This is a genomic window from Glaciecola sp. HA4-3 (genome assembly GCF_055693685.1).
Genome location: NZ_CM146340.1, coordinates 3,137,821 through 3,164,443, shown reverse-complemented (window position 1 = coordinate 3,164,443; position 26,623 = coordinate 3,137,821). Strand labels below are relative to the sequence as shown.

17 protein-coding genes and 3 pseudogenes are annotated in these 26,623 nt (G+C 40.6%); 9 read left to right on the top strand and 11 right to left on the bottom strand.

Annotated elements, in window-relative coordinates:
• Positions 1 to 12 precede the first annotated feature (12 nt).
• A pseudogene (locus ACZ1G6_RS15185) lies at positions 13 to 2,227 on the top strand (fasciclin domain-containing protein).
• Between the two features lie 72 nt (positions 2,228 to 2,299).
• Here the strand turns inward: ACZ1G6_RS15185 and ACZ1G6_RS15180 are convergent.
• The 6 genes and pseudogenes from ACZ1G6_RS15180 to ACZ1G6_RS15155 form a co-directional block, all read right to left on the bottom strand.
• The gene (locus ACZ1G6_RS15180; RefSeq protein ID WP_472617058.1) at positions 2,300 to 3,634 is read right to left on the bottom strand and encodes a sensor histidine kinase; all 1,335 of its coding nucleotides are present in this window, start codon (positions 3,632 to 3,634) and stop codon (positions 2,300 to 2,302) included.
• Positions 3,635 to 3,643: 9 nt separating this feature from the next.
• A complete protein-coding gene (locus tag ACZ1G6_RS15175) occupies positions 3,644 to 4,987 on the bottom strand; it encodes a sigma-54-dependent transcriptional regulator (RefSeq protein ID WP_472617057.1) in 1,344 nt (447 codons plus the stop codon).
• Between the two features lie 24 nt (positions 4,988 to 5,011).
• Positions 5,012 to 6,217: an ABC transporter permease gene (locus tag ACZ1G6_RS15170; RefSeq protein ID WP_472617056.1), complete on the bottom strand. Its 1,206-nt coding sequence runs from the start codon at positions 6,215 to 6,217 to the stop codon at positions 5,012 to 5,014.
• A 12-nt stretch (positions 6,218 to 6,229) separates the two neighbouring features.
• Positions 6,230 to 7,544 (bottom strand): annotated as a pseudogene (locus ACZ1G6_RS15165) (ABC transporter permease).
• Position 7,545: 1 nt separating this feature from the next.
• Positions 7,546 to 8,286, bottom strand: coding sequence for an ABC transporter ATP-binding protein (locus ACZ1G6_RS15160; RefSeq protein ID WP_472617055.1), 741 nt, complete (start codon positions 8,284 to 8,286; stop codon positions 7,546 to 7,548).
• Positions 8,287 to 8,332: 46 nt separating this feature from the next.
• Positions 8,333 to 9,590 (bottom strand): annotated as a pseudogene (locus ACZ1G6_RS15155) (efflux RND transporter periplasmic adaptor subunit).
• Between the two features lie 186 nt (positions 9,591 to 9,776).
• Here ACZ1G6_RS15155 and ACZ1G6_RS15150 point away from each other — a divergent pair.
• From ACZ1G6_RS15150 to ACZ1G6_RS15135, 4 genes are all read left to right on the top strand, one after another.
• Positions 9,777 to 10,031 (top strand): VF530 family protein, encoded by a 255-nt coding sequence (locus ACZ1G6_RS15150; protein WP_472617054.1) that lies wholly within the window; start codon positions 9,777 to 9,779, stop codon positions 10,029 to 10,031.
• Positions 10,032 to 10,053: 22 nt separating this feature from the next.
• Positions 10,054 to 10,950 (top strand): hypothetical protein, encoded by an 897-nt coding sequence (locus ACZ1G6_RS15145; RefSeq protein ID WP_472617053.1) that lies wholly within the window; start codon positions 10,054 to 10,056, stop codon positions 10,948 to 10,950.
• Positions 10,951 to 11,029: 79 nt separating this feature from the next.
• The gene (locus tag ACZ1G6_RS15140; protein ID WP_472617052.1) at positions 11,030 to 12,379 is read left to right on the top strand and encodes a DUF748 domain-containing protein; all 1,350 of its coding nucleotides are present in this window, start codon (positions 11,030 to 11,032) and stop codon (positions 12,377 to 12,379) included.
• A gap of 368 nt (positions 12,380 to 12,747) precedes the next feature.
• Entirely contained in the window at positions 12,748 to 14,790 is a 2,043-nt protein-coding gene (locus tag ACZ1G6_RS15135) for a S9 family peptidase (RefSeq protein ID WP_472617051.1), read from the top strand.
• Positions 14,791 to 14,860: 70 nt separating this feature from the next.
• Here ACZ1G6_RS15135 and ACZ1G6_RS15130 read toward each other — a convergent pair whose 3' ends face one another.
• The gene (locus tag ACZ1G6_RS15130; RefSeq protein ID WP_472617050.1) at positions 14,861 to 16,372 is read right to left on the bottom strand and encodes a hypothetical protein; all 1,512 of its coding nucleotides are present in this window, start codon (positions 16,370 to 16,372) and stop codon (positions 14,861 to 14,863) included.
• A 205-nt stretch (positions 16,373 to 16,577) separates the two neighbouring features.
• On the opposite strand from ACZ1G6_RS15130, the gene ACZ1G6_RS15125 reads away from it, so the two are divergent.
• Positions 16,578 to 18,623 (top strand): S9 family peptidase, encoded by a 2,046-nt coding sequence (locus tag ACZ1G6_RS15125; RefSeq protein ID WP_472617049.1) that lies wholly within the window; start codon positions 16,578 to 16,580, stop codon positions 18,621 to 18,623.
• Between the two features lie 31 nt (positions 18,624 to 18,654).
• On the opposite strand, the gene ACZ1G6_RS15120 is transcribed toward ACZ1G6_RS15125, so the two are convergent.
• From ACZ1G6_RS15120 to dgt, 3 genes are read right to left on the bottom strand one after another with little or no spacing between them, the layout of a single operon-like run.
• The gene (locus ACZ1G6_RS15120) at positions 18,655 to 19,365 is read right to left on the bottom strand and encodes an EAL domain-containing protein (protein WP_472617048.1); all 711 of its coding nucleotides are present in this window, start codon (positions 19,363 to 19,365) and stop codon (positions 18,655 to 18,657) included.
• A complete protein-coding gene (locus tag ACZ1G6_RS15115) occupies positions 19,305 to 20,993 on the bottom strand; it encodes a sensor domain-containing diguanylate cyclase (RefSeq protein WP_472617047.1) in 1,689 nt (562 codons plus the stop codon). The genes ACZ1G6_RS15120 and ACZ1G6_RS15115 overlap by 61 nt, the downstream gene beginning before the upstream one ends.
• Before the next feature lie 25 nt (positions 20,994 to 21,018).
• Positions 21,019 to 22,539 carry a dGTPase gene (gene dgt / locus ACZ1G6_RS15110; RefSeq protein WP_472617046.1) on the bottom strand — a complete coding sequence of 507 codons (1,521 nt, stop codon included), beginning with the start codon at positions 22,537 to 22,539 and terminating at the stop codon, positions 21,019 to 21,021.
• Between the two features lie 172 nt (positions 22,540 to 22,711).
• On the opposite strand from dgt, the gene ACZ1G6_RS15105 reads away from it, so the two are divergent.
• Complete coding sequence (locus ACZ1G6_RS15105) at positions 22,712 to 24,886, top strand: prolyl oligopeptidase family serine peptidase (protein WP_472617045.1); 2,175 nt, start codon at positions 22,712 to 22,714, stop codon at positions 24,884 to 24,886.
• A 56-nt stretch (positions 24,887 to 24,942) separates the two neighbouring features.
• Here the strand turns inward: ACZ1G6_RS15105 and ACZ1G6_RS15100 are convergent, their stop codons facing one another.
• Positions 24,943 to 25,545: a hypothetical protein gene (locus tag ACZ1G6_RS15100; RefSeq protein ID WP_472618998.1), complete on the bottom strand. Its 603-nt coding sequence runs from the start codon at positions 25,543 to 25,545 to the stop codon at positions 24,943 to 24,945.
• A gap of 225 nt (positions 25,546 to 25,770) precedes the next feature.
• Between ACZ1G6_RS15100 and ACZ1G6_RS15095 the strand changes: the two genes are divergently transcribed.
• Complete coding sequence (locus ACZ1G6_RS15095; RefSeq protein ID WP_472617044.1) at positions 25,771 to 26,370, top strand: MipA/OmpV family protein; 600 nt, start codon at positions 25,771 to 25,773, stop codon at positions 26,368 to 26,370.
• Positions 26,354 to 26,623, top strand: a complete 270-nt coding sequence (locus tag ACZ1G6_RS15090) for a MipA/OmpV family protein (protein WP_472617043.1) — start codon at positions 26,354 to 26,356, stop codon at positions 26,621 to 26,623. The genes ACZ1G6_RS15095 and ACZ1G6_RS15090 overlap by 17 nt, the downstream gene beginning before the upstream one ends.

Below are 26,623 nucleotides of genomic sequence, written 5' to 3'. Positions count from 1 at the left end.
GGAGTTAACAAAATGAAATTAAGTACAAAATTAATCGCGGTCGCGTTTTCAGTATTTATGCTGCAAGCGTGTGGCAGCGATAGCGATGACCCAGTTCCAGTTGTTCCAGAAGTACCAGAGTCTGCAGGCACAATTGTAGATGTTGCTCAAAATAACGCAGGGTTTAGTACCTTGGTTGCTGCGTTACAAGCAACTGGTTTAGATGCTACTTTATCTGATACTTCAGCTACTTTTACAGTATTTGCACCAACAGATGAAGCTTTTGACTTGTTGGGTCAAGATACTATCCAAGCGTTGCTAAATGACACCGACACCTTATCTAGTATTTTAACTTATCATGTTTTAGCTGGTGAGGTTGATGCGGACGCTGCGATAGCGGCAGCCGGCACTACGGTAGAAACAGTTAACGGTGCTAACATTGCTTTAACGCTGTTAGGTGACGAGCTATTAGTCAATGGCGTGTCAGTTACCTTTACTAATATTCAGGCATCTAACGGTATCATACACGTAATTGATGCTGTGCTTAGTATTCCAGCCGAGCGTGGCGAACCAACTGCAAACATCGTTGAGACAGCGGTTGCTGCAGGAAGCTTCACGACATTGGCAGAGCTTTTAACCTCAGCTGGTTTGGTTGACACCCTCACCAATCCTGATGCTGAGTTTACTGTGTTTGCTCCTACCGATGCTGCATTCGAAATGTTAGGTGAAGATGTATTAACATCATTGAGTGAAAATCCAGAAGTGCTTGAAGCTATTTTACTTCAACACGTTGTGCCTAACGCAACTGTAGATTCACTTACTGCGTATACCTTAGCAGGCAACGACGTAGCAACTGTGTCAGGTGCTGAAATTCCATTAAGTGTTAACACTAATAATGACCGCCTAACGTTTGGCGGCGCTAATGTCACAACACCAGATGTCTATGCATCAAATGGTGTTATTCACGTGATTGATATGGTCGTTGTAGCTGATGTTGTTGTACCACCAGCGGGCGAAAACATTGTTGAGGTTGCTGTTCAAAACGATAGCTTTAGTACATTAGTAGCGGCTTTACAAGCAACTGGTCTTGACGAAACGCTTGCTGATGAGAGTGGCACGCAATTTACTGTGTTTGCACCAACTAACGAAGCGTTTGCCTTACTTGGGCAAGATACAATCGATGCGCTTTTAAATGACACCGATACACTAAGCGACATTCTGCTATATCATGTCATTGCAGGTTCTGCAGTATTACAAGATGCAGCAGTTACTGTTGCTCAGTCTGATGATAACATAATTGGCATGGCTAACGAACAAGATGCAGCCTTGAGCTTCACTGATTCAACCTTGTATGTAAACGCTTCTGCGGTTTCTTCAACAGATGTTGTTGCAAACAATGGCGTTATCCATGTGATTGACCAAGTTATCTTGCCACCATCTATGCGCGGCGAGCCTACTTTGAATATTGCTGAAACAGCGCTTGCTAATGATGATTTCTCAACACTTGTTGCTGCTCTACAAGCCGCAGATTTAGTTGACACCTTAGCAGACGAAGACGCAACGTTTACAGTATTTGCACCGACCAATGCAGCTTTTGATAAGATTGAAGATTCAGCATTAGATGGCTTACTAATGGATGTTGATGCACTATCAGGGGTTCTTCTACAGCACGTTGTGGTAGGTGAAGTTACTGCACTGCAGGCTTATGCGGCAAATGGCGGCAGCGTAGATACTGTTGCTGAAAATGACGTAACGGTAAATCTTGTTAACTTTACTCAGTCTGTTGATGATGAAAATGCCGAAGTTGCTTATGATGCAGCAAACGAAATGTTAGTTGGTGGTATGGGCTCAGCTAACCCTGGTTTTACCTTATACACATTTGACAACGACCTAGGTACAGCGGGTTCTGTTTGTAATGACGCATGTGCAACTAATTGGCCGCCAGTATTAGTCACTGATGAAACAGTAAGTGGCGTACCAGTGCCTAAGCACAATTGAGCGTGATGATGGTTCATTCCAAGCCGCTTTCCAAGGCAGACCTTTGTATTTCTTCGCTAATGATACCCAAGCGGGTGACATGAATGGTGAAGGTGCAGGTGACGTTTGGTTCACGGCCAAGCAAGCACAAGTATCTTTACAAATCCAAGGTTCTAATGTGATTACCACTGATATCTATACTACCAATGGCGTAATACACGTTATTGATACAGTTATCACTGAGACATTGGCGCCAGCAAGCGTAGAGTAAAATTACGCTTTAGCTGATACTTAGAAACCGCCATATTTTGATATGGCGGTTTTTTTATGTGTAATAAGGCGGTTACTTTATGGCTGGAGAGTCATCACTATTGTGCTTATATGCATAGTTTGGGAAGCTCACTCGTACAGTGAGTCCGCCTGTTTCTTTGTTATTGAGTGAAATATGTCCATGGTGCGCATCAACGATTTCACGGCATAATGCCAAACCTAATCCGCTGCCATTTGTTTTAGTTGAATAAAAAGGGATTAACACACTATTTAATTGTGCAGCTGCAACCCCTTTTCCTGCATCACTTACACTTAACACCGTATTATTTTCCTTTGTGTTTACATGCACCGATATTTGATCTAGCGACGAGCCCGATTCGTGGGCGTTTTTAAGCAAGTTTATTAGTAGTTGTTCTAGCTGACTGGGATCGGCAGATATACTCACATTGAGCGCTTTGTCATAGGTAAAAGGCCATTGCTGCGCAAGTTGTTTAAATACGGGCAATAGGTCCACACGTTCGACTTTAGGTTCAGGAATCTTAGCAAACTTACCATAACCCTGAACGAACTCACTTAGGTGTTTTATCCGCTCATCTATAGTTGAAAATACTCTGGCAAGGCGATTTTCATCTACCTTTAGGCTTAGGATACGTCCGCTGTGCAACATAGATGAAATAGGGCCCAATGAGTTATTAAGCTCATGGCTAATCACTCGTATTACTTTTTTCCATACAGCGACTTCTTGGCGGCTTAATTCACGAGTCATTTGTTTAAGAATAAACAAATGATGAGTTTGGTTATTCAATAAAAATTGCCCTTTGGACATATGCCATGTTTGTGGCTCTTGCTCTTGTGGCGTGATGCTAAATAGTCCCTCTTTCCCGTCCTTGATAATTTGTGCAGCGCCAGGATCAGCGCCCCTTAATAAATCATCTACGTGCATGCCTTCAAGCACCTTAAAGTTTTTAAAAAAATGACGAGCAGCAATATTACTAAACACGATCTGTTGCCGGTCATTGACTAAAAATAATACCTCAGGAGAACCTTGCGTAACTTTGTCTAAAAGTAACTCTCTTTGATATAGCCAATGTTTTTCCGTTCGAAGATGGCTGACTGTTTGATTATATAAACCACATAATTTACCTAATTCATCATCTTTGTCATATACCAAGGTAGTGGAGAATTCAGAGTCTTTTAAATTTAATAGACCTACTTCAAGCGCGCTTAGTCCTTCTTGGATATGTTTAGTGGATATGTGTGTCAGGAATATAACTACGCAAACCACAGCAAGCACAAGTACTAACTTTTGAGATAAATTCCAAGGTAAAAAATAAACACTGGGTACTAAACCAATCAGTGTGCAGCTAAGTGTAATAAGCCAAACTCTGACAACGATATTTACCCGCATAAAACGTCCCTAGTATTCAATGTCGAATTTACTTAACCTGCGATATAAAGCCTGGCGGCTCATACCAAATTGACGCGCCACTCTAGCAATTACCCCTTGATGTTCTCTCATGGCAAGCTCAAGCATCATTTTATCAGGCTCCACAGTGTCTGGTTTTTCTGCCTCTTTGTTACTATCTGACATAAGCGTTTGTAACATAAAGTCTTCAGCTTCTATTATGCCTTGTGGCTTTAATACCGCCACACGTTTGCATGCATTTTCAAGCTCTCTTACATTTCCAGGCCAAGCGTAGTGTATTAAGGCTTGTTCGGCAGATAGACTAAGCTGTCTATTAGGAAGAAAATGCGCGACTAAGACCATAATATCGTCGATGCGTTTTGATAATGGCGGTAGCTGTAATTCAATTACATTTAATCGATAATATAAGTCTTCTCTGAATGTCCCTTGCGCTATTGCTTCGTGTAAATCTGAATTAGTGGCAGACACGACTCTGACGTTAACAGTTTGGGTTTCCACAGAGCCTAGTTTTTCGAACTGACCTGTTTGTATCACTCTTAATAATTTCGTTTGTCCCGAGTACGATAAATTACCGATTTCATCTAAGAAAAGCGTGCCACCATCAGCAGCTTCAAATCGGCCGATTCTATCCTTTGTTGCGCCAGTATATGCGCCTGATTTGGCACCAAAAAGCTCAGCTTCAATCAAATCCGCTGGCAATGCACCGCAATTTACTTTGATAAAAGGCTTATCATTTAAGGGGGATTGGGCTTGGATAAGTTCAGCTATTTTCTCTTTTCCCGCGCCGTTGGCGCCCGTTATTAAAACAGATATATCCGACTTTGCGACTTGTATTGCCATATCAATGACTCTTTGCATATTTGCACTGGCGTATATCAAGCCAACAGACTCGGCGATGTCTTTGCTGGGCGCTTGTTGATTTTCAATTCTACTTAATTTCTCACTGTGTAGTTGGGATTTACCCAAAGCAATCAAATTAGATACACTGGTAAGTAGTTTCTGATCGTCCCATGGTTTTGCAATGTAATCGGCCGCACCCGCTTTGACCAATTCAATTGCTTGTTCTAAATCGGTCCACGCGGTAATTAAAATAATAGGCAGTTTAGGATTGAGCCTTCTTAACTCATGAAATAATGTTTCACCTTCTAAGCCAGATGTAGTGTCAGCAGTAAAATTCATATCTTGAATGACTAAGGACACTCTCAATTGATTGACGATATGTATGGCTTGTTCAGGAGATGACGTTGTTATCACTTCATAGTCATGAATCTCTAATAAAAGAGAAAGCGCCTGCAGAACAGCATTAGTATCATCTACGATGAGTATCTTATCCATTTTGAAAGACGCCTCCTTATTTGTTTATACGCTGCGTGTTGCAATGCTCGGTGATATGTTTGCCGCCTTGCTGGCTGGCACTATGACAGATACTAAGCTAGCGAGCAAAACAAAAACAGCAGTACCCACGACATAGCTTAAGTCTAATTGCGAAATCGAATAGACCTCCATCAATACATTACCTAAATATATGGCAAGTACACAACCTTGAACTAAGCCAACAGCGCAAATCAAACCGTTTTCCAGCAAAAAATAACGCATGATATCTGCTTTTCTTGCTCCTAGAGCTCTCCTTGTACCAATCTGCTTGGTTCTTCTATTGATATTAAACAAAGTCATGCCAAAGATGCCTAAGTTTGTGACTAATACAAGCACAACGATGATGGTGACTAACATTCTTTTCATCAGCACTTCTTCGGCATTATAGTCTGCTTTATTTTCATCCATTCCGGCCAATTGCGTGACGACTCGTTTGTCATAGTCCGCAAGCATTAAATCTTCAATTTGATTCATGATAGATTGTCTATCTGATGGCAGAGTTCTTACAATAAAGTGCTGATTATTATCTGTTCTTACCAAGGGGATAAACATGAAATTATCTGCGGCGCGATCTTTCAACCACGGTCCCATTGCTTTTTCAACAATCCCTATAATCGTCATAGGGTAAGGTCCAAAATACATCGTTTGTCCTAATGCCGATTCTTCCGGAAATAGTTCATCGGCGAAACTGCGCGTGACAATCACAGTCGTTGGCACTTTTGAAGGATCATTAGATACAATGACATCGTCAGCTGTAAAATCGCGTCCTTCTGATACGCTTAAGCCTAGAGTGTTAAGCCCATGATGGTCACTCATAGTATATCCTGCGCGAACAGATAAGCCTTCACCTTCTATTGGGCTTAAGCTAAATGATGAAGCGGAGCCACTGCCTGATAAAGGCACTTCACTAAACATTGCAGCGTCAATTACCCCCGGGATATTACGTAACATCGTTTCGTTATCTTCAAAATGACGCTCGTAATCGAAATCTTCGCCATAAGTGAATATGGTAAAGCGAAAGATACTATCTTCAGCATAGCCGGTGGCTTGGTCAAGATACTGTGTTTTCTCAGCCACCATAAAAGAGGCATTACTCACAATAGCAACAGTGATAATAACTTGAGCCAATAGCATAAACGTACTAGCTTTTGAGCGAAATATGGTGCTTAAAATAGGTCGTAGTTCTAACATTATTAGGTGCTCCTATTGCGTTTTTAAGTAAATAGCAGGTGTTGTTCTGCACACAAGCCAAGCGGGATACATACCGGCAATAAAGCAAGCACCTATCGCAATAATTGGAGCAGCAAATAGCATACTTAAGTCCATTGTTGCCAAAGCGCTGTAGTAACTATATGAGGATCTAACACCCCAAAGGCCAAGTTGTGCAAGGACAATCCCTAATAAGCCTCCGATAAAACCCAGCAGTGAAACTTCTACTAAATGTTGTGCAAAAATAGCTTTTTTGCTTGCCCCTAGGGCTCTTCTAACGCCAACTTCAGGTGCTCGTTTTAAAAATTTACCTAATAGAAGACCAAGAATATTGATCAAGGCATACTGTTAAAAATAAAAAGCTCAAGCCGACCAATATGCGGTTATCTTCTGACACTACTTCGTTGTATTGAAGCCAATCATTGACGTTTCTAATGCTGTAGCTAGGTTCTTTTCTTGAAAACCGGCCCAAACTATCTTGTTCAATAAGATAATCATGCAAAAAGCTTTTATATTCGGACTGTTCTTGTGCAGAATTTAGCTCGACCCAAAATTGAATCCAAAATATCTCGGCGTTCAATCTATCTTGAAAGGTGCGGACATCCTCGTATTTCCAACCATTTGTATTGCCCCATGTAGGAAGCTCCATAGCCGCTAAAAGAGAAAAAGGAATAAAAATATTTTCAGTTCGATTAAAAGCGCCATTGGTAATATCGTAATATTTTGTATGAATGTCCCAATGTTCGAGTACGCCAATGACTTGGAAACTCGTTTCGTCTAAAAAGATTTGTTTCCCTACAGAGTTTTCACCCCCAAAAAGCTGTTCATTAAGTGATTCACTAATCACCGCAACAGGTGTTGCTGATGTTTCTTGTGACGCTGTCCAACTACCTCCGTATTTAAAGCGTAAGTTAAACATATCAAAAAAGTCATAGCCGGTGACACGAGTACTTTCTAAAAATGGTTTAACAGCGCTGTTATCCATGTTGACGGTAAATCCGGTGCGCATCATAGGGACTTTGCGCTTTGGAAAATCCGACTGATAAAACGCCATTGCATCTTTGTAAGTGATTTGTTGTGGTAAACCGTCGCGTCTACCCCATTCATTATTGTCATCCATTGTATTGATTTGTACCGCAAACAGTTTATCGCTCTTTTCTGGAATGGGGTCCATCGACATCATGTGGTAAACCGATAAGCTGGTCATGGTGATGCCAATTCCAACAGCAATGGCTAAGATCATTAATAGTGAAACGGTCGGCGTACGTTTTAAACTGCGCCATGCTAAATCAAGATAGTGTATAAACATGCTAAGCCTCCAACGTTGGTGTAGATTGAATATCGTTATTGGGCATTAGTATTTCTTGCTTATTATTTTGATAAAGGGTGAAGTCTGCTTGTTGACCATCAACTACTTGGATATTTCTAGGCGCTCTGCGAGCTAATTCAGGATCGTGCGTTACCATAATAATAGTGGCACCTTCTTGATTAATTTGTTCAAGTAATTCCATGACTTGCCGTGCCATTAAGCTATCTAAATTACCGGTTGGTTCATCAGCAAGCAAAAATCGAGGTTGTGCGGCTAATGCTCTGGCGATAGCTACGCGTTGCTGCTGCCCGCCCGATAATTGCTGAGGTAGATGCTTTGCGCGTGAACCTAATCCTACCTTTTCAAGGCAATCTTCAATACGGCGTTTTCTTTCGGCAGATTTTATTTTGGCATACCGCAAAGGCACTTCAACATTTTCATATAAGTTCAGATCTGGGATTAAATTAAAACCTTGGAATATAAATCCGATTTTTTGATTGCGTAAATCCGCGCGCTGATTGTCATTGAGTTTACCAACGTTGACGCCATCAAGAATGTATTCACCTTCATTAAATTCTTCCAGCATGCCTGCAATATTTAAAAAAGTCGTTTTTCCTGAGCCCGAAGGGCCAGTAACGGCAATAAATTCGCCTTCTTCAACTTCAAGGTTAAAATCACGCAAAGCATGTGTTTGTACTTTCTCGGTTTGATACACTTTTTTAATATTCTTCATTGATAACATTGTGCTTATCCTTGTTATTGCGTTTTTCGTCGTTCAACGATTTGAACTAGTTTAATAAAATACTTTCAGCGTTTATGAACTCTGAATAGTTAGAAATGATGATTTGATCACCTGCTTGTAAGCCCGTTAGTACTTCAACTTCTCGCATACTAGAGGCGCCTAATTGAATGTCTACTTGAGTGGCAATATCGCCTTCTAGTTTGTATGCAACGAACCCGCCTGCTTGCATAAAGGTGCCTCTGCGTACTTTTAGTACGTTTGATTTATTCTCGAGCAAAATGCGAGCTGAGAGTTGCTGATTTTGGCGGATTCCACTTACTGACTCTTGATCAAATTGCACTCGTGCGGTTACTTCTCGATTGGTCACTTCAGGGGATATACCGGATAATTTTCCTAGTATGGTTTGCCCTGCAATGCTTATTTCTACAGGCATTCCTAAGCTCAAATCATTGGCGTAACTTTCAGATACTCTTAATTGCGCTTCATAGGCACTTAAATCAACTAAGGTCATTAGTGCTTGGTTTTTGTCGACTAAGGCACGTGCTTGTGTCAGTAAGTTACCTACAACACCGTCAACACTTGCTTTTATTTCTAATTCGCTAATTTTTCTTTCTAACTCTTCTACAACTAAAGCTTGGCGCGATAAAGTACTGCGTGCACTGTCAAGTTCAAAGGCTAGTGTGTCTTTTGCTAAAGCAACCTCTTGCTTGGCATGTTTATAGTTCAACTCTGCCCATAGCCAAATCATCTATTGCTTTTTCAAGATCGATTTGACTGATCAGGTTATTCACAATAGACGCTTGTGCGCGGCGGTCTTCTCGTTGCGCAGCTTGCAGATCTACATGTGCCAAATCCAATAATTTAGTCAGTTGAAGCGTTTGTCTTCTTGCGTCAAGCTCTTGTCTTGCCAAATCTCCCTCTAAGGCCTCCATTTCAGAGCGCTCTTGTTTAATTTGGTTTTGAAGTTCGGGACTATCAACAGTTGCGACGACTTGACCTAAGGTAACGCGATCACCAGCTTGCACTTTAAGCTCAACAAAGCCTTGTTCGGGGCTATATAATTGCGGTGCATTTGCAGCAACAATTTGTCCGGTAGATAGAACGTCGCGCACAAGGTCTCCTTGCTCAACCACAGCAAGCTGAACCGATGATCGATTGATTGAGCGATTAGCTGACGCAGATGCAAACAATGTTTTTGCAACAAAAGATATTACCGCCAAGGCCACTATCCCAATGACAATAAGTTTTATTTTATTGGGCTTAATATCGATTGCAGTATCAGTTGCACTTGTATCTTTAATCATCAGAACATCTTATTGGTATTTACGATTACTCTGTACATAGCCAGTTCTGTGCCAAACTCTAAGTTATTGTATTTTAATTGTATTTCTGTCTTGTGTTACGTGTTGAATGTGTCCGCGGACAGATAAAGTGTCCGCAGTGGACACTTTTATTGTATTATTGAGCGACGTAAAAAATGGGCTATGTTTATGTCTTCTACAAATTTCACTAAAAAGTCTGGTGAGGAAACTCAAGAACAGGCAAATAATCCTTTGCATGGGGTAAAACTCCAAGAAATTGTTGAAAAACTTCAATTACATTACGGGTGGGACGGATTAGCCCAACGAATCAATATAAATTGTTTCAAATCAGACCCTTCTATTAAATCCAGTTTAAAATTTTTACGTCGTACGCAATGGGCACGTGATAAAGTAGAAGCTCTATATTTACAAACATTTCACTAAAGCATTAATTATCGGAATAAACATGCGTCAAGCAGCAAGTAATCAGGGAAGAAAAGCTTCTTTAATAACACGAATTTTATGGTCCTTCGCAATATTATGGGCATTACTTTACTTATTGATTTGGGTTTTTTCACCCATTGTCATCAACAAAGTGGCCAAGCAACCGCTAGCCGACTTAGGCTTAACACTCTCATCAGATAGCAGTATCAGATTTAATCCTTTTACTAGCACATTGAGCTTAACTGATATTGCTTTGAATGATCAGCAGCAACAACTTGTCTTCTCTTTGCAGAAAGGGGAAATAAGCCTTCATCTTCATCGTTTGGTTTTTTCGCAAGTATATATATCGACGTTCATTATTGAAAATGTCCAAATAGATGCACAAAAGCATGGTGATGTGATGCTTATCGCCGGCGTAGACATTAATCAAGCTCCATCGAACGAAACTAAGGCCCAGAATAATTCTAACCAGCCAAGTACATTTGCAATTGTATTGCCTCAACTGCAGTTAAATGAGGTAAGTGTTAATGCAAACATTGATGGCATTGAGCAGCGTGTAGTATTGCAGCGTCTAAGCTTAAACGATGTACTAGCCAGCCAACAGTCTCAATCACTTGCGATGCAAATGCAGGCGCTTATAAATGGCGCTGATTTTACTATGGATGTACAAGTAGCGTTAAACGAGATGATGGGAAATATTAGCAGCCAATTGTCTCTTGATAGTTTTGCCCTTAGTAGCATCAGCCCATTTTTGGCTCAGCAGAATATTGAACTTGCAGGTGATGTATCATTTAGTGCAAGCCCAATAGTTGAACTGACATCCGATGGCATAGAGGTATCTATTCAAAAGGTGTTGCTAGCGCTTGATTCGTTGTCTTTAGATGCTCAGCCCTTAGCTAGTAACAGGGCAAACACATGAAATTCAAGCCGATGATGTTAGTGTAAAACTAGACCAAACTAGTGCATTACAATCTTTCTCAACTAGTCTTAATACTCAATTGACTCGTGGTCAGGTATCCATAGCGCAGACTCATAATAATGCGCTAAATTGGGAAGGCATTGCAATTGATGCTTCATTATCGCTAGCTATGGATAGCGATAGTGTTTTGCAATCTCATATACACGTTCCACAGGCCAAATTTGATGTGCTTAATCTATCCCAAGATTTGTCTTTAGCAGACAATAAGCCAATTATCAGCTTAGCTGAGTTACTTATTAATGATGTGCAGTTTTCCAATCAAGGTTTGGCTATATCTGAAATACTGATAGGCGGACTAAAGAGCCATTTGACGATCACGAAGGATAAAACAATACAGGGCTTAGTCAAGACCACTAGTTTAACTGCGGCGCAAGACAGTGAAACAACAAAAGCCCGTGATGAGCAAGCAAGTGAAATACAAGCTATGGATGCATCACCAGAGCCTCTAGATGATAAAACAGGTATGGCGATTTCGCTTGAACGTTTCGCTCTACAAGATACGGGGGAAGTTAATATTCTTGATCAAAGTGTATCACCAGAGTATGACCATGTCCTTACTATTGAAAAACTACAAGCGGGTCCATTTGATAATACCACCCCTGATTTTGCTAGCCCATTTGAACTACTGGTTATCGACAATAATTATTTGAAAGTGGATATGAGTGGCGAAGTTAGCCCATTTGCAGAAAAAGTGAATGCCTCAATACTAGCGACAATTGCTGAGCTAAACTTACCTTCAGTCTCTCCATATGTAAAAGATGGCTTAGGCTTTGAGATGCAGACCGGGCAGCTTGATTTAACGTTGAATCTTGATATTGAAAATGACCAAATAGAGGGCAATACAAATCTATTTTTACGGGGAATAGAAATGGCTAGCGCCAATGATTATGAGCAAGGCGCTATTGCACAAGGTAAGGCGATGCCATTAAATGCGGCATTAGGACTACTTAAAGATTCTGATGGCAATATCGATCTTGATGTCCCTATGCGCGGCGATGTGAGTTCACCTTCATTTGGTATTGAAAGTTTCATTAGTCTAATTTTGAAAAAAGCGGCAATGTCCCAAGCGCAAGACTATTTGATGACGACATTTGTCCCTTATGCATCGGTAGTATCGGTTGCTATCACAGGTACAGAGTATCTGTTAAAAGTCAGTCTTGAGCCTTTGACTTTTGACACATCGCTTGCGGTATTAAACGAGCAAAATGCAGAATTTTTGTCGCAACTATCCTTATTGATGAAAGATAAAACGGACTTACAAATAAAAACCTGTGCGCTTGTGACTTACCAAGATTTGTCGCTTGCACATGAAACATCTTTAGATGAACAAGCACAAGAACAGCTTAAGGCTCTAGGAGACGAGCGCTAAGGCCAATTTAAAGCGATATTTGGTCGATGATGGCATTGCGTCCAACCGCATTTTATATTGTGCTCCACAATTAGACGCGGCAAAGGATGCTATACCTAGAATAGAATTAAAGACTGATTAAATTCATTCATGAGTAGGGCGCCATACAACGTTGGCATGCACTACTGTGATACAAGAGTTCATATTAACTGATGACACATGTAACAACAGTAATTCCTGTGTTTTACATCGGTATATAAGAAGGCTTCGTTAAAGCTTTTTACCCATTTCTTTCGTAAACTAATCATAACAAAATCGCTGCTAATTCAGACTCTTGTTGCAAGGGTAGGAGTGTTGGCAGCTAAAACTATGACAAATAAGGAAATAGAATGAGTAAACGACTGTTAAGTTTTTATCTTTTACTATGCTCATCACTTGCGTTTTCAGCGTATGCAAATGAAGCAGAATCTAATACCCATCTTAGTGTCGAACGCTTGTGGGAAATGAAACGAGTTGGGACGCCCATCGCTTCACCTGACGGTAATTTTATTGTTGCAAGTGTTAGCGAATACGTGGTTGAAGAAGACAAAGGCAGCACACAATTGTGGTTGTTTGATAGCCAAGGCAACAATGCTCGTGCTATCACTGCAAAAGGCTTAAGCGTTAGTGAGCCTGTTTTCTCGCCTGACTCGACTACATTAGCCTTTGTGAGTAAACGAGACGAAGATCAACGTGGTCAAATTTATATATTACCCTTAACCACCCCAGGTGAGGCAACTCGATTAACTTCTGTGCCAACAGGTGTCGGTGGTATTCGTTGGGTAGGTAAGCACCTATATTTCGTTAGCTCTGTGTGGCCTGACAAAAATTGGGAAGAGATGAGCGAAGCCTTAAGCGAACAAAAAAATAAAAAAATGTCTGCTTGGCAGTGGAACGCCCTTCCTTATTCTTCATTTGATAGATGGATAGACGAAAATCGTCAATCTCATGTTTACCGCGTATCAGCAAATAGTGGTGATATCGAGGCAATAACGTTGCCAACAGGTAAGCAGTTGTCTAGAAGTGGCGCTGGCGCGTCAAGTTATGCTATTGATGCTAGCGGTCAAAAAATTGCTTTTGTTGCAAATGGCTGGGACAACCAAGTTGACCCTAAAATGGACATATTTGTTGCACAAATTGGTAGCGATAAGGCAATAAATATCACTGAATCGAACCGTGCCCCTGATTTTGCGCCTAGTTTTAGTCCTGATGGTAAAACACTTGCTTACTTAAGTCGCAATATTGCCGGGTTTTATGCCGATACTGCAGCAATTAAGCTATATGATATAGAAGATAAGAAAACCGAAACAATTTCTTTGGACATCGACCGGTCCTTGAGCAATATCCTATGGGCTAAAGATGGTAAAGGTTTTTACACGAGCTTAGATGATGCAGCGACCCGACGCTTATATTATGTCGATGCCAAAAGTGGTAAGACCCGCGCGATTACCGGTGAAACCAATTTTGGTGCCCCTAGTATTTTGTCTAATGATTATCTACTTGCAAGCAATGAAAGCTTTTTATATCCACCACGTATTGTAAAAGTTGCCAAAAAAGACGGTGAGATTACGCGTCTTGATAGTTTTAACGATGATGTATTAGAAAGTGTTGAGCTAGGTACATATGAGTCGGTGACATATAAAGGCGCCGATGGAAAAGACATTCAAATGTGGGTTCACTATCCGCCAGGGTTTGATAAAACAAAACAATATCCCCTGTTTTTGCTGATTCATGGCGGCCCGCATAATGCGATTACCAATGGCTTTCATTTTCGTTGGAATGCACAAACCTTTGCAGCTCCGGGCTACGTAACAGCATGGCCTAATTTTCATGGTTCAAGTGGTTTTGGGCAAGAATTCGCCGATGCGATTAACCCTGACTGGAAAACGAAACCCTTGGCTGACGTAATGGCTGCAACAGATTGGTTTATGGAAAAAGACTGGATCGATACCAGTAGAATGGTTGCTGGAGGAGCAAGTTACGGAGGTTATTTAAGCTCTATCTTGTTGGGACAAGAACATCCATTTAAAGCTTTACTCATTCATGCTGCGGTTTACAACATGTATTCGCAAATGGCTGCAGATTTTAGTGTTCATTCAACGCGGTTTGGTAGTTATTGGGACAAGCCTGAAATTTATCAGTCAATCTCGCCGCACTACTTCGCCGATAAATTTGCGACACCGACTTTGGTCACTCATGGACAACTTGATTATCGAGTACCAGTTGGTCAAGGGTTTGAATTATTTAGAACACTACAAACCAAAGGTATTGAGTCTAGAATGATTTACTTCCCAGACGAGAATCACTGGATACTAAAACCCAATAATTCTATTTATTGGTATAACGAAGTCAAAGACTGGATGGCCGCTTTTGCCAAGCCGGGCGCAAAATAGCTAAAATTATATATCCAAGCTAGCCTTGCTTACGCATTGTGCTGGCTTGGATAAACAAAACTAATCCTGCCTAATTATCGTTTTGACTTAAGGCTTTTAATTGGTATCCACTACTACTGGTCTCGTTCGTTTCAAGCAGTAAAAATAAATCATCACTTTGCTCATCTAATACGAGTGTCAGTTGGTCCAATATGATGTCGTTGTTATCAATCTGGGCCACAACATAGACTTCATAAGTATTGTTTCTTAAAATCAAACTCGATGTGTTGCCTTGTATCACATTGCGTGAGTTCTCAGCGGTATCTATGATTTCGTCTGATTTTACGAAATAGAAAGTGACAAGCGAAAAGTCGTCAGAATTGACAAGGTTGAGCATTTGAACTTCTTTGTCAAATAGGCGTGAGCGGTCACTTTTATCAACCACCAACGAGCTAACAATGGGTCTTATTTCATCCACGATGCCGTCGTCATTTTCATCAACATTACCGTCATTGTCATCATCCACTTCCTCTTGTGTCCAATATAAAAATAGGGTCTTGTTGGTGTTCTGAGGCAAGCTAAGGATCCTGTTGTTTAGCAGTTCTGTTGAGTTATTGCTGGCGCTAATCGTAAAACGATAATCTGCACTTGCTAATTCAAAGGTATCGCTAAATTCACCATATGCTAGGTTAGAGATATTGGCGACTGTTTCACTTTGGTTTATTTCAACATCAATGGACGCTTCATACTCGGCTAAGAGTTCATTTTGGTCCAATCCGTTATATACCGATACATTGGCTAATGATTCTAACGCGTCATATTGTGTAATGCTGCTATTGGCGATGTTGTCGACAACAAAGGGTGAGCCTCCTACGCCTTGATTTTCTCGCAGTGCTAATAGAAATTGACCGCCAAAGGCATAGTTTATTTCATCGGAGCTAAACAATACTTCATTGCTACCTGCGTTTGTTATGTAGACCTTATATTGGTCTTCAGCGACTTTAAAATTGTCGGACAAATTGTTACTTTGCAATGTGACTAATAACTCAGCTTCGTTAAACGTTTCATCGCTTTGTGATAAATAGACATCTACACTGGTTTGTGTGCTATGGAGGTTTAATAAACGTAAATTAAAGACATCGTTTTCACTATCCTCATCACTTTCATCCTCGCCAATAAGTGGAATAGGGTAAATATTGACTACAGGGGATTGTATAGAGCCGGTCATTACAAGCCAATGTATGGTGTCATTTTGTACGCTTATTTGGTCTTCATAAACTAACTCTAAATCTGAGCGCACAGTGCTATCTTCGTCTTGCCAAGCCAGCTCTACAAAGTATGACTGAGCATCAAGTTGGACATTTGCACTAGCATTACCATAGGAGATAGAAGAAAAGGTACGTTCAAATTCATCCTCAAAGTCATCATCTAGGTCTTCATCTAACGTTAAAAAGATATTGGGCGAATCGGGCGCTGCGTTGTAAAACTTAACGTAGCCAATCGCTTCATCATCGTCACTACTGCTGCACGCGCTTATCATAGCAAGCATGCCAATGAATAAGATAAATCGATAAATATGTCGAGGGGAAACTTGGGTTCTCATAATTACTCCATTTCAAAAAAAACGTACCTAGATACGGGTGTAAAACACGTATTGTGTGGAGATTGAGTGCTTAGCAATGGAGCTAAGTTCAACAGCTTTACAAAGCTTTACTTTTCTTTACACAAGCTTGATATTGAACACTTTTAGACTCAAGTACGTAGTACATTTGTAAATAAAATGTTATACAAAAAACGGAGTGAACATCATGTTCAAAGCGAACTTTAAAGCCAGTGTACTTGCTGCATCACTAGCATTAGCTGGGCTTAGTGTACAAGCAGAAACTTTTGAAATAGAGCATCTGCCAAAGATTCAAAATGCGGGCAATATCACTGTCTCCCCAGATGGTAACGTGACGGCATATACCTTGTCGGTACCAAGAGATTTATTGGCGGGTGCTAAAGATGGTAGAGCAGACACACATTTATATGTTGTGCGAGAAAACAGCCAGCCAGTCAAATTTGTAGGCGGCCATAATGGTGTGTCGTCACTTCAATTTAGTGCCGATGGCAACACACTCTATTTTAAAAGTCGCCGTGGTGATGATAAAACGACATCTATTTATTCAATTGATCTTCAGGGAGGTGAAGCGACAAAAGTCTTCAGTTTTGAGACTTCGATAGGGGATTATGCTATCTCTGGGGATCAAAACACGCTGTATTTTGTGGCACGTGAAAAGGATACAGCAGAAGATCTCAGTAAAAAGGGCTTTAAGGCCTACGCTTATGAAGAAGACCAGCGACTTGCTGCGCTGTGGCACGTCAATTTAAATGAAGACAACAAAGCAAGTAAGCTTTTTGAAAATGGGCATATTTCTAGTTTTGATTTGTCAAAAGACGAAAAGCGAATCGTGTTAGCTGCCGCACCTACAAATTTAGTAGATGATGATTTGATGGCGCGTGATTTGGTATTTGTGGATGTTAAAAGCAAACAAGAAGTATCAAGAATTGATATTCCAGGTAAATTAGGTAACTTTTCGTTTTCGGATAATGGCAAACATATCGCATTTTTAGCAGGTACCGATATTCATGATACTTCTGCAGGCGTATTAATGGTTGCCAAGACAGATTCAAGCGAGTTCACTCAACTGACTAAAGATGCTCAGCAACATATTATGGACATCGACTGGTTAGGCAAGGATATTTTGGCAGTTGCCCATAGAGGCGTAGAAAGCGCGCTTGTAGTTTATGAAACAGATGGTGATGAAAAACGCACATATAACACCCCTGATGATATTGTTGTAAGAAGCGCAGATGTAGGGGATGGCGAGATAAGATTTATCGCAGATAGCCCTAAACATCCTCGGGAAGTGTTTGAGATTAGTAGAAGAAAAGCGTCCAAAATATCAAATCACAACGCTTGGTTAAATGATATTGAGCTAGCATCACAAAGCACATTTAGTTTTGATGCACGTGACGGTCGCAATATACAAGGCTTATTAATTACACCTAAGGGCGAAGCGCCTGAAGGCGGATGGCCATTAATATTAACTGTGCATGGCGGACCAGAGGCGCACTATAGCGACGGTTGGTTAACAGGATATTCAACATCTGGCCAATATGCTGCTGCAGACGGCTATGCGGTATATTATCCAAACTACCGAGGCTCGACAGGCCGTGGGGTCGCGTTTGCCAAAGAGCATCAAGATGATTATGCGGGTAAAGAGTTTAACGACTTAGTGGATGGCGTTGATGCACTTGTTGAAGCAGGTATTGTCAATAAAGATCGCGTAGGAATTACAGGCGGTAGTTATGGTGGTTATGCCTCGATGTGGGGGGCTACTGCTCAAACCGAGCATTTTGCAGCATCAGTTGCATTTGTCGGTATCTCAAATCAAATTTCAAAATTTGGCACCAGTGATATTCCTAAAGAAATGCACTTAGTGCATTCACTAAAATGGCCTTGGGAAGATAATTGGATGAACCTTATAGAACGCTCTCCGATTTATCATGCTGGCAAGAGCACGACGCCGACCTTGATTATGCATGGAGAGCAAGATACGCGTGTCCACCCAAGCCAATCAATGGAATTATATCGAGCAATGAAGGTGCGCACCGATACGCCAGTCCGCTTAGTATTTTATCCGGGCGAGGGGCATGGCAATCGCATGGCAGCCGCGCAGTATGATTACGCTTTGCGCGCAATGCGATGGTTCGATACCTATTTATCAGAAGATGCAACGCGCAATGATGCAATGCCTGAGTTTGATTTAGGCATGTCTGAGCGTTTGAAAAGTGAAGATGAGGGTAAATAAGTCCTAAAGTAAAAATATAACCCTGTTTGTTTTAGCAAGCAGGGTTTTTTTGTGCCATCCATGCTAGCAAATCAGTCAAAGGCATGGGCTTAGCAAAATAGTATCCTTGACCAAATTCACACCCCCAATCATCTAATAGTTGTAGACTTTTTTCGTCTTCTATTCCTTCTGCTACTAGTTCAAGCTTGAACTTGTGTGCAAGCAAAATAACAGACTGACATATTGCTTGATTGTCAGGATTTTGGAAAAGTTCAAATACAAAATTGCGGTCAATTTTTAGGTAATCTGCGGGTAGGCGAGATAAGTAAAGTAAAGAAGAATAGCCTGTACCAAAGTCGTCAATAGCGACTTTAAAACCGTTGTCTCGCAATACATTCAGACGTGATATGGCTTCATTGGGGTCTTCAACAATTATACTCTCTGTTAGCTCGAGGATAAGGCGTGATTGGGCAACTTCGTGTTCAGTAAACGCTGAAAGCAAAAAGGGCAGCAAATTATCATCAAATAGGTCACTTGCCGATATATTAATTGCGACGTTAACATCGTCAGTTTTTAGTAAGATATCCTCAATTACACAGATGATAACCCATTGACTTAACTCATTAATAAATCCTGCATTTTGTGCGATGGCAATGAATTCGTCCGGCTTGATATGCCCTAAAGTTGGATGAGTGTAGCGAGCTAAAGCTTCAACACTATTAACGCTATTATCAAAGAGTTTAATTTTGGGTTGATAGACCATAGGTTAAGCTTTGATGAGTCTTTGGTGTCTATGGCATCTTTTAAATCATTAATTATATCCAAGCGTCTTAGATACTTTTGTTCATGATGGGGCTCAAAATATAGCGCTTCACTTTTTGCTTGTTCAGAGGCGTCACAGGCTATGTTTAATCGTTTGAATATGTCTTGTGTTGAACCTGCATGTTGTGGATATTCTACCACCCCCATCGAAGTTTTTAGTTTCATCCCCATTTCCTGTTCAAGCGTGTTTTCAAGGGATATTTGAATAGCTTTAATGTCGTTAAGGGAAAGTCTGTCAGAAGGAATCCATAATAGCTCTCCACCATTGAGCCTTGCAGTCGTACCATAAAGCTTATCGACATGTTTAGCCAAGGCTAGAATGCATTTATCTGCTTGTTGATAACCAAATACATCATTAATATTTCGAAAGCCCTTTATGTTGATGCACACGGCATTGAATGGTTTAGCCTGTGCTACTTTTTGGTCAATAAATTGAATAATATACTTGCGATTATATGTGCCAGTTAATTCGTCCTTTAGAGATTGAGAGACAATTTTATTCTCTCTGGATTCGATAGCTTTGCGCATGTCATCAAAGGCATTGTGTAATTGTGTGAATTCAAAAAAAGACTGTTTTTTTGGGCTCGATAACAAGTAGTCGCCATCTCTAATTTTTTTAGTCTGTTCAATAAGTTGATAGAGTGGCGTTAAGTTTCGTTTTGATAAATACACACCAAGAATGATTGCCAATACAACCGTTGCAAGGCCAATAAGAGCAATAGTGGTTAATAGATCAATAAAGTTGCTGGCAATTGCTTGAGCATTAGACGTAATAAATACAGATACTTTAATATCGGCCTGTGAAGGCAATATTAACTCTTTGGTATAGAGCATTTGCCTACCTAAGACCACGCTTGGATTAAAAAAGCCAAAATAACTAGACGTAATCTGCCAATCAATGAGTTGTTCGCCCGTGTACTTATTTTCATAACCCGGGTGCGATACAAATAGGGTCTCATTTATGTCATAAACTACATACGCTACTCTATTACTAGCTTGTTTTGATATTTCACTTACGTATTTATCATCAACGGTTTTAATTAACCATAAAACTGAAGATGACGTAAGTCTTACCGGCAGTGCCCAATACAATAAGTTGTCATCAAATAGATAAAGCGCTTTATCATCATCCTGATTAAGAACCAAAGGTTTGAGGCTCTGTGCAATTTGAATATTCAACGCTGAAGTGGATTCGTTTTGATTTGAAGAATTATCGATGATAAGTACAGAGTCAAAGCCCAGTGATGAGGCAATCAAGTTAACATTGTCATTAATTGCAACATCTTGTGCTCGATTGGTTTGAGAAATACTTAAGTTGAGTTTAACTTGTTCGGTCAGTTCTGCGTCTTTCTTAGATAATAGGTTTTCTAAATTGTTTCGTGCACCGCCCAAACCTCGGTCTATATTGTTGTGCACTGTACTACTGAGGTTATTCCAAACAGCGGTTAATATTAGTAACGCGGTCAATAAAACAAGGCCAACTATCGCGCGCACTAATCCTGCTTGCAATGTATTAGTGCTTTTTGCCTTTGATGGCGCAGACTCATCAAAATTGTTGTTATCTGACACGTAGTTATATTTCCGCTATTTTTATTTATTCTTTCATCAATGCGTTCAAGTCTTTATATTCTTGTAGCGCAAAGTGATCGGTCATTCCACTTATGTGGTCTTGTATTAATCGGCAGCGATAGTAATATTCCTTAACTTTCTGATTGATGTCACCATTGGCGTCTTGTTGTTTATTTACACTTAGCAAATAACAATCTAAATGTTTCTTACCAATGCGCTTTAGCATTCTTGAGGCCAATGGATACTTACGAGTCTTATCTTGCAGCACTTGTGTAAAGTCTTTATGGTTAAGTTTAAGAATACAAGCAAATTTATTTAGCAGGTCATTGAGAATCGTATGACCTTGTAGTTCACGTGTTTCTACTTCACTGTGAGTAAAGACTTGATCTAGTGCAACGCGTTTTAATGTTTGCGAAATAGCATGCTGATAGCTGCCATCTTCTAGAAGAGCGCCATCAAAACTTCCATTTAAGATTTCGTCGATATGCTTGAAAAAACGGTTTTCTGCATGACTTACCAATGGGTGTACTACGCCAACCCTAAATGCGATAAAAAAATTATTGGCTTGCTTCAGCGTATTGTCATTAAAGGATTTAAGTGCGTTTTCACAGATCTTGGCCATGCTGTTACGACTATCATTGATATTAAACTCTTTAAGGACGGCTTGATATTGTGACAAAAGATGATCAACTAAATCATTTACCGATAAAATGCCTTTTTCTACGGCATCTTCTAAGTCAGCCATACAATATGAGATATCATCAGCAGCTTCCATAATATACGCGATGGGATGCCGGTGCTTTGGTGCTAGGCTGACATGTTTTTGGAGCTGCTCAATTAGATCTGTTTCACTGTAATAATAGCCAACCTTTTTGCCTAAGTAAGCAAAGCTATCTGATTCAAGAGGCTTAGCTTGGGTGCCACAGCGGGTATACTTTAAAATGCCAGCTATGTGGGTCAAAGTCAGATTTAAGCCCATCAAGGAGTGGACTAAGCGTATGGCTTGAGCGTTACCTTCAAAGTGGCACATATCCGTGAATAAGGCATTTGCTTGTTGGCCATAATCATAGCTTTGCTTCATTTGGTTTGCTTCGCTAAACATGTCTTGCGCATGCTTTGTAAACCAGCTACTGATTATATGTTCACCAAAATGCCCAAATGGTGGGTTACCTATGTCGTGCAATAAACAAGACATTTCAACGGCAGATTCTAAAGCTCTTGAATAATCTGCAAAACCCAATTTGCTTGCTGTTTGAGCGTGAGCTTTTTCTTTTGGAAAACAAATAGAGCGAGTAATAAAACGGCCCACTTGCATCACTTCTAAGGAGTGAGTCAATCGGCTTCGAACAGCTGAATTCATTTCTAAAGGAAAAACTTGCGTTTTTTGCTGTAAGCGACGAACAGCAGCGCTGTTTAAAATCCGTCCTCTATCGCTTTCAAACTCACGTTCAAGCTCCTCAACTTTCACATGGGTTTCAGGGCTTGAGCTTTTTACTCGTGTGGTAATAAGTCTAAATGGATTACTATCGTGTCTTGAACAGGGCAAGTGAAGCTTCCTTGTGCAGGTGTTACAAGTATATGTTCATCCTATCAAAACCAAGCCAAAATAATAGCGTTGTATAGAATCGATAAAGCCGACTTGACCTTATTAAGCTTATCAGTATGCTTTTATCGATAAAATGCAACATATTTTCTTTATAATAATAATGGATAACGACATGAAAAAGACCTTGCTAACAACGCTCATTGCTGTTTCGGCCGTAAGCGCTTTGAGTGCATGCTCACCTAACAACGAGGAAGCTTCTGCAATGCCAAGTGCCGATCAAAACGAAGCCAAGCAGGAATCAGCGCTAGTTTACCCAGTTACTCAAAAGGGTGAGGTAGTTGATACTTACTTTGGTACTGAAGTTGCTGACCCTTACCGTTGGTTGGAAGATGATCGCAGTGCACAAACAGAAGCTTGGGTAATCGAGCAAAATAAAACAACTCAAAACTATTTAAGTAGCATACCTTATCGCGATGATATAGCCACAATAGTCAAAGACTTGGTAAATTACGAACGTGTTTCTGCACCATTTACAGAGGGTGAATACACGTATTTTTATAAAAATGACGGACTACAAAATCAAAGCGTCGTATATAGGCAAAAAGGGGACAGTGAGCCTGAAGTATTTATTGATCCCAATAAACTGAGTGAAGATGGGACGGTCTCGTTAGCTGGCATGTCTTTTTCTGAGGATGGTTCTCTAGTGGCCTATCAAACCTCTACAGGAGGTAGCGATTGGAGAGAAGTGCATTTCATGAATGCCCAAAGCAAAGAGAAACTAGGTGAACCATTGGTTGACGTGAAATTTTCAGCAATGTCTTGGTATAAGAACGAAGGTATCTATTATTCTAGCTACGACAAGCCTCAAGGTTCACAGCTGAGCGAAAAAACCGATCAACACAAACTATATTTTCATACTTTAGGAACCAACCAAGCTGATGATATAAAAGTATTTGGTCATTCCGAGGCTGAAAAACACCGTTATGTTTTTGCGCAAGTTACTGATGATAGTCGTTATTTGATTGTTTCAGCAGCTAATTCAACATCAGGGAACAGAGCTTACCTGAAGGATTTGAGTCAAACAGATTCTCCTTGGTTGAGTATTAAAGACAAGCTAGAAGGAGATATATCTTTACTGACAAGTGATGGTAGTAGCTTGTATATGCGCACAAATTATCAAGCACCAAATACTAAAATAGTAAAAGTGGATGCTTCATCTCCAAGTTTAGATAAGTGGGTCGACATTATCCCGGAGACTCAGCATGTGCTATCACCTAGTACTGCCGGTGGTTTTATATTTGCTGAATACATGGTAGATGCTATTTCAAAAGTTTATCAGTACACCTTAGAGGGCGAGCAAGTAAGGGAGATTAATTTACCCGATATTGGTTCAGCAGGCAGTTTTGGTGGTAAACCAGATAGCACCAATACCTATTTCACATTTACCAACTATATTACCCCTACATCTATCTATCAGTATGATATTGAAAGTGGTGAATCGAGCTTGTTTAATAAACCTGATGCGAAGTTTGATGGTACTAATTACGTATCAAAACAAGTCTTTTACGCTTCAAAGGATGGTACAAAAGTACCGATGATTATTACGCATGCAAAAGACACGGTATTAGATGGCAGTAATCCTACACTACTATATGGATACGGCGGATTTAATATAAGTCTTACGCCAAGCTATAGTACTCGTGTTGCCTCTTGGCTTGAGCTAGGCGGTATATACGCGGTGCCTAATATACGCGGTGGTGGTGAATATGGTAAAGCTTGGCATCAGGCGGGAACGCAATTACAAAAGCAGAATGTATTTGATGACTTTATTGCCGCGGCAGAGTATCTAATTGACAATAACTATACCAGTAGCCAGTATCTTGCCTTGCAAGGCGGTTCAAATGGCGGTTTACTAGTGGGCGCAGTCATGACGCAACAACCTGATTTAGCGCAAGTTGCATTGCCTGCCGTCGGTGTATTAGACATGCTTAGATATCATACATTTACCGCAGGTGCTGGTTGGGCATATGACTATGGAACATCTGAGCAAAGCAAAGAGATGTTTGAATATTTGAAAGGATATTCACCAGTTCACAATGTGATGTCGGGTGTCCAATATCCTGCGACCATGGTGACCACGGCTGATCATGATGATCGCGTGGTACCAGCTCATTCGTTTAAGTTTGCAGCCGTATTACAAGAGCATCAAACAGGCAATAATCCTACGCTTATTCGTATTGAAACCGATGCCGGTCATGGCGCAGGCACACCTGTAAGTAAAACTATTGAGCAATTAGCTGATATTTATGGCTTCACGCTTTATAACATGAATGTCAAAAGTCTGTAATTAATCTACAGCTACGCCAGTAAACCCCAAGCAGCTTTGGCTCTTGGGGTTTATTTTTAGTATCCCCATGGCGTTGGAGGAAGCTCTACAGGATTGCGTAAATCAAATTCCACTCGAAATTCTCTTCCTTGACGCACCAAGCGATAAGTGAAGGTATCGGGGTAAATAAACATCTCCCACGTGTTATTAATGGATACAGCGTATCCAAGCTGTGCAAACACTTCTTTAGAATATTGATCAGCAGGAAAAGATTGGATGTTGTTGAATCCAGCATCAAGGGTGTGACCACCATACATAGTTAAGGGGTCATCACTGCCATCTGGTTTGCGATGGTCATGTTTGAGGCTCAGGCCACTGCCAGTCTTGGTAATAATCCATGTACGCGAAGCATTATCTCCCACATGAAAAGGGATCTGCAATTGGGTCTCATCACAATGGCGCACGTGCATAGTTAAGGTGTTATCGAATGCTGGGCTTGGGTCATTATCAAACACCACTTTGCCTTCAAATGCTTTACCACAGTGTTTGGCAATCGCTTCAAAAAACGCGTCATGTGTTGGAATTGATACTAAAGGGGCCGGGCGCGTTTGTTCAGCGAGGCTGACGGTTGAAGTGCCAATAAATGCAATCACACTAAGTAAACGGTATATTTTTATCATGATATCGTGCTTGGTTAGTAATTCAGATAAACAGTATTGCATATTTTTACTATCCACTCATCTAAAGTCCGTTGATAGGCAGTGAATGATAATCATCAAACTTAAACAGACTCAATTACGTATACCTTATCCTAATCTTTGTAAAAATGGCTCTTGATAATGCGTCTATGCTTACCTTCTTATGCTTTCGCAACTTCCCTATTGTGTACTGTTGCACTTTGCTTGGTGTTTCATAATAAGGCAAATGCAATAAGCACGTCTGATACACCAGAACGTGACTTGACTGGCTTTGAAGACCTTAATGAAGCTCAGCCTTTATGGGAGTTTGGTATAGGCTCAGGGCTAATTGAGACAGCAAATTATCCTGCTTCTAGTGAACGAAATTTTATTGCCCTAGCGCTTCCTTATTTTATCTATCGGGGAGATGTTTTTAGGCTTGGGGGTGGTGGCGCAAGAGCAGTTGTTGCGCAAGATAAAGACTTCCAACTTGATATTTCCTTTGGAGGGGCATTTTCCGCAGACAGTGAAGATAATACTGCACGTGAAGGCATGCCAGAATTAGACTTTTTGTTTGAAGTGGGGCCGCAGCTTGTCTACAAACTTAAAGATTATGAATTTGATAATGGTGGTAAAGGACGGCTAAATGCTCGCTTTCAAGCCCGAGCCGTTTTTTCGACTGATTTTGAGCGTATTGATGATAGAGGCTTTGTATTTGCACCGACTATTACCTATCAGCAACGTGGCGTATTATTTGAAAATACAGGCTTGAACATTTCGCTAAGTGCCAATTTTGCATCTGAAAAATTACATGATTATTTTTACTAAGGTAGATACTCCTTTTGTGACGCAAAATAGAGGTGAATTTGACGCCAGTGGCGGTTACTTGGGAAGTGAACTTTCTATCGGTGTGTCTTTTGAAATAGCCGAAGGTATGAGGGGGTTCTTAGGAGGCGGATTACAGTTTCATCAAGGAGCCGCTAATGAAGATAGTCCGCTTTACGAGGATGATATTACCTATACCGTTGGGCTAGGTTTTGTATGGCGCTTGTATGAAAGTAAATCAAAAGCCAGTTGGTAA

Bases quoted from the DNA above. Each gene is read 5' to 3' on its own strand.
- ACZ1G6_RS15135 (WP_472617051.1), top strand. From the start codon at position 12,748: ATGAGTAAACGACTGTTAAGTTTTTATCTTTTACTATGCTCATCACTT.
- ACZ1G6_RS15145 (WP_472617053.1), top strand. From the start codon at position 10,054: ATGCGTCAAGCAGCAAGTAATCAGGGAAGAAAAGCTTCTTTAATAACA.
- ACZ1G6_RS15090 (WP_472617043.1), top strand. From the start codon at position 26,354: ATGATTATTTTTACTAAGGTAGATACTCCTTTTGTGACGCAAAATAGA.
- ACZ1G6_RS15125 (WP_472617049.1), top strand. From the start codon at position 16,578: ATGTTCAAAGCGAACTTTAAAGCCAGTGTACTTGCTGCATCACTAGCA.
- ACZ1G6_RS15150 (WP_472617054.1), top strand. From the start codon at position 9,777: ATGTCTTCTACAAATTTCACTAAAAAGTCTGGTGAGGAAACTCAAGAA.
- ACZ1G6_RS15170 (WP_472617056.1), bottom strand. From the start codon at position 6,217: ATGTTAGAACTACGACCTATTTTAAGCACCATATTTCGCTCAAAAGCT.
- ACZ1G6_RS15175 (WP_472617057.1), bottom strand. From the start codon at position 4,987: ATGGATAAGATACTCATCGTAGATGATACTAATGCTGTTCTGCAGGCG.
- ACZ1G6_RS15130 (WP_472617050.1), bottom strand. From the start codon at position 16,372: ATGAGAACCCAAGTTTCCCCTCGACATATTTATCGATTTATCTTATTC.
- ACZ1G6_RS15160 (WP_472617055.1), bottom strand. From the start codon at position 8,286: ATGTTATCAATGAAGAATATTAAAAAAGTGTATCAAACCGAGAAAGTA.
- ACZ1G6_RS15100 (WP_472618998.1), bottom strand. From the start codon at position 25,545: ATGATAAAAATATACCGTTTACTTAGTGTGATTGCATTTATTGGCACT.
- ACZ1G6_RS15105 (WP_472617045.1), top strand. From the start codon at position 22,712: ATGAAAAAGACCTTGCTAACAACGCTCATTGCTGTTTCGGCCGTAAGC.
- ACZ1G6_RS15180 (WP_472617058.1), bottom strand. From the start codon at position 3,634: ATGCGGGTAAATATCGTTGTCAGAGTTTGGCTTATTACACTTAGCTGC.
- ACZ1G6_RS15120 (WP_472617048.1), bottom strand. From the start codon at position 19,365: ATGGTCTATCAACCCAAAATTAAACTCTTTGATAATAGCGTTAATAGT.